This window comes from Thiomicrospira sp. (assembly GCF_036568485.1).
GTDB lineage: Bacteria > Pseudomonadota > Gammaproteobacteria > Thiomicrospirales > Thiomicrospiraceae > Thiomicrospira.
The window spans coordinates 100133-108368 of sequence record NZ_DATCSL010000089.1; the positions used below are offsets into that span (position 1 = coordinate 100133).

The window sequence follows — 8236 nt, forward strand, 5'->3', positions numbered from 1 at the left end:
CAAAAAAGCGTTTGATTATTATCACATAACCAGCAATTCATATGCCAATAAAACATTTTTTATCGGGCTATTAAGAAATTTCAACACCCTGCTCTTTTAATCTCGCCAACTTATAACGCAAGGTGCGTGGGCTCAAGTTTAAATCTTCAGCCGTTTTTTGGCGATGACCATCGTTTCGTTTAAGAGCCGTTAATATAAGCTCAACTTCTCGAGCCTTTAGGTCAAGGTTCGCTTCATTGCCAGATTCAACCGAAACCTCTTCAACTTCGGCCTGGGTCGACTTAACTACGTTAACGGCAGCGGCTGGTTTATTTTGATCGCCATCAAACAATAAATCCTGCTCATTAATGCTATCGCCGACCATCATGACCAAGGCACGCTGGATCACATTATCTAACTCTCTTATGTTACCTGGCCAAGCATATTCTATCAATTTTTTTAAAGCGGGCGCCGAAATAACCGGCTGCACGCGCGCGTTCGCACATCGCCGCGATAAAAGTTTTTCAGCAATTGCGGCAATATCTTTCGGACGTTCGCGCAAAGGCGGCAAATGCACTGGAAACACATTCAGGCGATAAAATAAATCTTCGCGAAAGCGTCCATCAGAAATGGCCGACTTCATGTCCACATTCGAGGCACTCAGTACACGCAAATCTAACTGAACCGATTTCATTGAACCAATTCGCTCAACCTCTCGCTCCTGCAACACACGCAGTAACTTAGCCTGCAAATCCGGTTTCATTTCACCAATTTCATCCAAGAAAATGGTGCCGCCTTGCGCTTGTTCAAATTTTCCGGGCATGGCTTTCATCGCGCCGGTAAACGCGCCTTTTTCATAACCAAACAAAACCGCTTCTAGCATATTTTCCGGAATAGCCGCGCAGTTGATTGCCACGAATGGCTGATCTCGACGTTCAGACTGTTGATGTATATAACGCGCCAGCACTTCTTTACCCGTGCCGCTTTCGCCACTGATCATGACACTGGCTTCGCTTTGAGCCACCTTGTTCGCCATCAATTTAATTTGCGTGGTCACTGGATCGGCCACAATGAAGTCATCGGCAGAAGATGCATCTCGATTAAAATAGGCTTTGGCTTTTTCCACTAGCACATTGGCTTCAAATGGTTTAACCATATAATCCACTGCGCCTTCTTTCATCGCTTCTACAGCTTGCTCAATCGTACCGTAAGCGGTCATCAGCACAATCGGTAAATAGGGTTTCAAGGCACGGATGCGTTTCATCAAGTTGTAACCATCCATGCCATCCATACGAATATCTGAAAACACCATGCCGATATCATCATCTAAAGCCACTAAAGCTTCTTCAGCCGAGCTGACCGCTAATACCTCAAACTCGTTCAGCATTAAAATATCCGTTAAGGCTTCTTGAAGTTCTGGATCATCTTCAACAACCAAAATCTTCGCAATACTCATTTAGCTACATCCTCTTTAATCAAAGGCAATCTTATGCCAAACTGCGCACCTTGGCCGAGCTTAGAGCGCACCCAAGCTTCACCACCATGCGCCTCGGCTACGGTTCGCACCACCGCTAAGCCCAAACCCGTGCCTTTCGCACGACTGGTATAAAAGGGTTCAAATATTTTTTCTTGGACCGCAACATCAATACCTGGCCCTTGGTCGGACACAATCAAATCGACCCAACCATCAGCGGCTTCATGAATCCGAATATCAATGTTAGCACGCATTCGCACCACATCTATGGCGTTAACCACCAGGTTTTGCAGGGCGGTCATCAAGGAATCATGATCCCCTTTAACCACCAGGCCTGGTGCTTTGTTTTTAATTGTTAATTGACTGTCACTATTCAAGACCTGCTGTTCAACAGCAGACTGCAAGCCTTCAACCAAACCATCTAACTCAATTAAAGCTTCTCCCACACTGCCACCCTTAGCGTATTGCAACATGTCTTTAACCAAACCATCTAAATGCTTGAGACTTAATAAGGTTTTATTGACAAACTTATGGCGCTTATCTTCTGCCAAACCATCGGTAGAAAGTTGTGACACATACAACAAAGCCGCGGCTAAAGGCGTACGAATCTGGTGAGCCAACGAGGCCGCCATCTCGCCCATAGAACGTAAACGTTGATGACGATTTATATGGTCCTGCAACTGGCGAGCCGAGGTAACATCTTGAATTAATAGAATTTTACCCAAGGTTGTATCCAATGGAACTTGAGATAATTGGTAAATGGTTTTGTTATGAGTAATGAGTTCTTGCGCATCATTGGTGCTTAAAAACACACGCCGCACGACTTCACTCCAGGCCTGGCCATAAGCCTCATCCCCCAAAATAGATTGAGCACTTGGGTTCATTTCAATAATTTGATTATGTACATTCAGTACAATCACGCCAGCTGGCAGTAAGGTTAACAAGCGTTCTAATCGATCAGCCACCCGCCGCTTTTCTGAATCACTTTGTGCCAATTGCTGTTGTAGGTGCGCTACCTGATTTTGCAAGGCTTCATAAGCTTGAGTCAGCTGATCGGATGTTTGGTTAAATAAAGCAAAAGCTTGCTCCAATTCTTGCAAACGATCTTTTTCGACCTGATTAAGCAATATAAAGCTCCTTTAAATCGTGTTTCCTAATTTTCTCAATCAAAGTGGTGCGATTCACTTGCAGCAATTTAGCGGCTTGTGACACATTCCCCTGGGTTTTTTGCAATGCACCGCAAATAACCTCTAACTCAACCTGCTGTAGATAAGTTTTCATTGGCACACCCGCATTTAAATCAAAACTTGGGATATCCACCAGGCCTGGTGCTTCTTGTATTTCATTCAAATCCAGCGAGGGCTCATATCCTTGCGGAGGATTGGGCAAAAATGCTTGGCACTCATCATCGTCAAAATGATTGGACAAAAGAAACGCCATTTCATCTTCAATCAATCCCAATGACAACTGGTCTTTAGAATGAGGCTCACGGTAGCGTTCCGGCAGAGCATCCAAGCCGATCAATTTACCAGAAAAACTGCTTGCCAAACCTTCTACCAAACATTCCAACTCTCTAATATTACCTGGCCAATCGTATTCTTTTAATGCATTTAAGGCCGCTTCTTCCAGCATTGGAGGCTCTATATCGGTCGTTTGAACTTTAGCAAACAGAACTTGAAACAAAGACTCAATATCTTCGGTACGCTCACGCAAAGGCGGCATTTGCAAGACATGCGAACGAAACAAGGCATAAAGTGCGCCAGAGAAGTAACCTTCATCAACTAAATTAACCAGATTCTCGGTAGCGCCAATCACAAGACGCGCATTGATTTTTAAAGGCGATGGGGCACCGACCGGATAAAACTCCCCCTGCTGCAAAGCATGGAGCAACTTTAACTGAATAGGCATGGGCAGATGATCCACATCATCTAAAAACAAGGTGCCTTCATGCGCCATTTCCAGACGGCCTTTTCGAGCCGTAATGGCGCCTTGAAAGGCACCCTGCACATGACCAAAAATTTCCGACTCTAATAACTCATGAGGAATGGCCGCGCAATTGAAACTCACAAATGAAGCGCCTGATCGAGCAGACTCATAATGCAATTCATGCGCTGCAGAATCCTTACCCGTACTCGATTCACCCAAAATTAAAACAGGGGCATCGGTCTGAGCAAGCTCGCTAATCGCGCTATAGAGGCGCTGCATAAGCTGGCTTTCGCCAACTAAAGTAGAAAATAGATTTAAAGACATGTTCTCGCCGCAAATGAAATTTTTAGACATTCTACTCTCAAACAGCGTAAAAGTGTCAAAATATTGTCAAGCAAGAATTAAAAGGGTATTTATAATTGGAATAAAAGGAATTTATTTTTTTGGTGTCTCTAGGTATTGCTGCATGGCCTTAATATTTCGACCTTCTTCTTTTTGAAGCGCTAGAATACGACTTTGCTCATGTTTTATCAAGGCTTGTATTTCGACATTCTGATCAAGTAATTGAGCCGATAACGCTCGACTCTCTTCTGCTGGCAAATCCGTCGTAGAAAAAAACGTTTCCAACATTGGTTGAAACTGTGTTTCTAAACGGCGCAACTCATCCCAGCGCGCCTTTTGCGCACACACCAACATATGCTGGGAGTGCGCGATCAACTTTAATTGCTCAGATATTTGCGGGCTTATCACTACTGAGCTACTCGTTTTTGACGCATGACTTTCAATTGATCCTGAGTCAGGTTTTGATAATCCGCAGGCATTTCACCCCACGCTCCGTCTAAATCTTTTAGCCGGTCAACCACTTCATCAATCATCGAAATATCATTTTTTGCAGAGGCTTGAAAAGTGCGACGTACCATATAATCATACAAAGCCCAAAGGTTATCCGCCACTTCACCACCGGCTTCCATATCTAAGCCAGACTTCAAACCGTGTAAAATCGAAATAACCTTATTAATATGTTCAGCTTTTTTTGCATAATCCTTACGTTCAATAAATACTTTAGCTACCCCAAGGTTTTTAATCGCCGCCTCATACAAGAGCTTAATTAATTTATGTGGTGTAGCCTCAACAACGGCCGTTTCAACATAATTATTTGCATATTGCTGCGCGAATTTATTCCGCATTGCCAAGCTCATTTTCTGCTCCCTATATTAATTCCCGAGTAATGAAATTAACTAATTACTGCGCTGGTCTATTGTAAGTTTGAGTTAAGAAACTCTGCGTCTCTTGCATCTGCGACATAATGGATTGCATCATAGAAAACTGCATACGATACTTCAATTCCATTTTTTCAAATCGCAAATCAATTTTTTCGCGCTTTTCTTCAAGCTCGCCCATACGATTGTTAAGAGACTCTATGCGTTGGCCGATTAAGCCAGTATCCGCTGCCAGAACATCATTAATCGTATTAAAGACCTGGCTGCCAAAGCCTTCCGTATAATCAATCGTACCTCGTGCACCTATAGCACCACCTTGCACCTCAAACTGTAAACCTCTGACTTCTGCTGCCACACCTGATGAATCAACAGCAAACTCCGAAATATTCACTTTACGACCATCGTTTAAATCCGCATAAGCACCGATATTCACGGTTGCACCGTTACTCATTGTCAAAGTGCCATCCACATTCTGACCGACATCCGATGCCGCCGCACTAAATCCAGCCGCCGCAAATGTTGACATATCAACAGATGAACCAGATCCGAAGCGGTTTGAAGTAATATTTAGATTATTAGTCGCATCTAGGCTCACACTCACTCGCGCTCCAGAAGCCATAATATCGGCGTTACCATTAATGGCATCTGCCATAGCCGCAGCAAATTCCTGAGGGGATGCGTAATTTTGTGCTGCAAGCGTTATATCTACGGTCGCACCACCATCTACAGTAATACTAAAGGTTCTATCTGCCACTGCGGCGGCTGACAAATCGACCCCACCCGCACCGATTGCGGTATCACCTGCCACAACAGCTCGTTCCGCTACCTGGGTAATATCTAAAGCATAACTACCCTCTAGTGTATTTGCCGAACCACCATTTACGCTCACTAAGTTATCTGTTGCTGTCCCACCTGCAGCAAATAAAGACGCAACCGAGCCTATATCAGAACTCATCACCGAATTCAGTTGAGCTTCATCTAGCTGCATTTTGCCATATTGATCAAATGAAATCCCAACACTCGAAAGCGAATTAAATGCTCCTGTAGTACCAGCTAGTGCCCCACTCATGGCTTCACGAATTTCTGTTTTTAAATTTCGCAATAAGCTATTACCCGCTAAGTCGCCCGTAAATTCCTTTTCGGGATCTTCCATTTCCTCAGCTGTTAACGGATCATAAGAGCCTAGATCTTTTAAAATCGTATCTAACTGATTATAAACCTCAACAAAGTCTTTAATAGCCGTAGTCACAGATTCAGAATCATTAGCAATTGATACAACTTGAGTCGTACCAACGGCTTCTGAGTTTAGGTTAAATGTTAAGCCATTCACCACATTTGAAAATGCGTTAGTTGAATTCGAAACCTGCACACCATTCAATTTCATAATCGCATCTTGGCCTTCAGCACCAGGTACGGCGGCAAATGCATCGGCACCAGCAAAATCTGGATGCCCAGTCACATCAAATTGACTAGCCGCACCCGTCTCATTGGCACTCATCATCAGCTGATAACCTGAACCATTATTAATAATAGATGCGGTTACCCCCAAACCCGATGCATTGATTGTTCGCTGTAAACCTTCCAACGTATTATTAGACGCATCAATCGTAATATCTTGCCCATTGATCGTCATCGTACCTTGAGAAATAGCATCAAACTGAGAACCAAACGTTTTAGCCGAAATAACGGTATGTGCCTGAGCTAATTGTACCGATTCAATATTATAAGAACCTGCCGTAGCGGAACCCGTAATTGAGGCTGAGACTACTGCCTCATTAGACGAACTTACGGTATTCTGTGTAAATAAGCTTGGTGAAGCGAGATCTTTAGCGTAGGTATTGAATGCGGTTAAATTGGTCTGTAAATATTTAAGTGCATTTAACTCAGTACTATACTTTTCCGATTTGCGTTCAACAATACTTAACGGCCCAGCCACATCCGCTTCTGCTAAAACTTTAGCCATATTACCAACGTCAAATGAACTCTTAGTTAGCGAGTTTAAAAGCGTACTACCAATTTCGTTAGCCATGATACATCTCCTGGTCAGGGCGTTTATTACAAAAGCTCTAAGCGACTTTTATACCAAAACAAACGCTTTGATTTACTCTGTATGAAAGTTATCGACCATTAAATTAGAAACTTTAGAATATAATCTTGAAAAAAGCGGCCATAAAGACCGCTAACACACAAGGGAACTATTACACCTGCTGATTGGTAAACAAACCAACAGGTATTGAATTTGGACTATCACTAAACCCATTATTAACCTGCTTTAGATAAGCATCAATGTTTTTAGCAATACGAAGAAAATCTTCGGAAGGAATTTGCATAATCAACTCATCCGTTTGAGCATTTTTAATCGCGACCACCATTTTATCGGTCAGTTCATCACGCTCAAACTTAAGATAGTTGGTTTTTAAACTTTCTAACTGAGTATTTGCAACCTGCAGAGCTTGTTCTAGCTCTTCGGGTGTGGCTTGATTCGTTTCGACAGGCGCAAGCGTACTTTCATCACGACTGTCATTATGTTTGGGCGACGCAGTTTTTAACGTATCAACTGGCTGCGTCGGATTGTATCCAAAATCACCATCGTTAAATGATTTCTTTACCGCATTTGTATAAACTTGATTTGACACCGTAGCAGCCAGTTTGTTTAACTCGCTCATGGTGATTACTCCCTAACAAAGTCTCATCTATATGATTTCATTGAATAAGGCGCCTGTCAATTGTTGTTTATCCATGCCGGATGTCGGTTGCTGCATTAAATAGTTCTGAATATTCTTCATAACTTGTAAAGCGCCTTCACTCGGGTATTGCTTAATCACCTCATCTGTTTGGCGATCAATAATGCGAACAATTGGACGATTGGTTTCCGCATCCCGGTCGAAGTTAACACTCAAACCATATTGAGACAATGCATCACTAACACGCTCAACATTAACCTCTAACAGCTCTGTCTTGGTAACTTCAGGCTGACTGACTGGCTTCGATTTCTCAACTTGTTCAACAACAGGCCTAGCTTTTTGCTCAACCTGAGACTGACCTGAAGTATCCGCTCGATAACCAATATTGTTTGAAAGTCCAGACGTTTCCATGACCTTCTCCTTTATTAGTAAAGGCCGACGCTCTATTAAAATAGAGCGCCTAAAGCCTAGTCTATTATCTCAGTAACGACAAGACGTTCTGTGATTGCTGGTTCGCTTGACCCAACATCGCCATACCCGCTTGCTGTAATACTTGGATTCGTGCTAACTGTGAACTTTCACGTGCATAGTCGGCATCTTGAATCTGTGAGCGTGCGGCTGACATGTTCTCATTCACATTCGCCAAGTTAGAAACGGTGTAATCCAAACGGTTTTGCATCGCACCCCAGTTCGCGCGGACATTTTTAATCGAACCTAAGTTCGAATCAATTGAGCCAATCGCAGCTGAGGCATTGGCAATTGTTGTAATGTCTCCAGTTAATGCAGTCAGACCTGTAAAGTTAATGGTGCTCACGTTAATTTTATTGTTTGCACCTGTCTGCCAACCCACATGCAAGCTCACCGTACCATTCGCATTCATTAAGTTCGTTTCGTTAAACTGAGTTGTGTTCGCAATACGTGTGATCTCAGTCGTTAACTGCTGGAACTCCGCA

The 8236-nt window shown here is 43.2% G+C and carries 9 protein-coding genes; all 9 read right to left on the bottom strand.

The features are described from left to right. Window positions 1-70: 70 nt before the first annotated feature. Window positions 71-1435, bottom strand: coding sequence for a sigma-54 dependent transcriptional regulator (locus VIM91_RS09185; RefSeq protein WP_331864524.1), 1365 nt, complete (start codon window positions 1433-1435; stop codon window positions 71-73). After that, window positions 1432-2580, bottom strand: a complete 1149-nt coding sequence (locus VIM91_RS09190) for a sensor histidine kinase (RefSeq protein ID WP_331864525.1) — start codon at window positions 2578-2580, stop codon at window positions 1432-1434. The genes VIM91_RS09185 and VIM91_RS09190 overlap by 4 nt, the downstream gene beginning before the upstream one ends. Beyond that, a complete protein-coding gene (locus VIM91_RS09195) occupies window positions 2573-3703 on the bottom strand; it encodes a sigma 54-interacting transcriptional regulator (protein WP_331864526.1) in 1131 nt (376 codons plus the stop codon). Before VIM91_RS09195 ends, VIM91_RS09190 begins: the two co-directional genes overlap by 8 nt. 111 nt (window positions 3704-3814) lie before the next feature. After that, complete coding sequence (locus VIM91_RS09200; protein WP_331864527.1) at window positions 3815-4096, bottom strand: flagellar protein FliT; 282 nt, start codon at window positions 4094-4096, stop codon at window positions 3815-3817. Between the two features lie 32 nt (window positions 4097-4128). Next, window positions 4129-4578 carry a flagellar export chaperone FliS gene (fliS, locus tag VIM91_RS09205; protein ID WP_331864528.1) on the bottom strand — a complete coding sequence of 150 codons (450 nt, stop codon included), beginning with the start codon at window positions 4576-4578 and terminating at the stop codon, window positions 4129-4131. Between the two features lie 43 nt (window positions 4579-4621). Continuing rightward, window positions 4622-6628, bottom strand: coding sequence for a flagellar filament capping protein FliD (fliD, locus tag VIM91_RS09210; protein ID WP_331864529.1), 2007 nt, complete (start codon window positions 6626-6628; stop codon window positions 4622-4624). A gap of 169 nt (window positions 6629-6797) precedes the next feature. Then, window positions 6798-7265, bottom strand: a complete 468-nt coding sequence (locus tag VIM91_RS09215) for a flagellar protein FlaG (RefSeq protein ID WP_331864530.1) — start codon at window positions 7263-7265, stop codon at window positions 6798-6800. A 27-nt stretch (window positions 7266-7292) separates the two neighbouring features. Then, window positions 7293-7694, bottom strand: a complete 402-nt coding sequence (locus VIM91_RS09220; protein WP_331864531.1) for a flagellar protein FlaG — start codon at window positions 7692-7694, stop codon at window positions 7293-7295. Between the two features lie 64 nt (window positions 7695-7758). Beyond that, on the bottom strand, window positions 7759-8236 hold a 478-nt coding region (locus tag VIM91_RS09225; protein WP_331864532.1), incomplete at its 5' end, for a flagellin.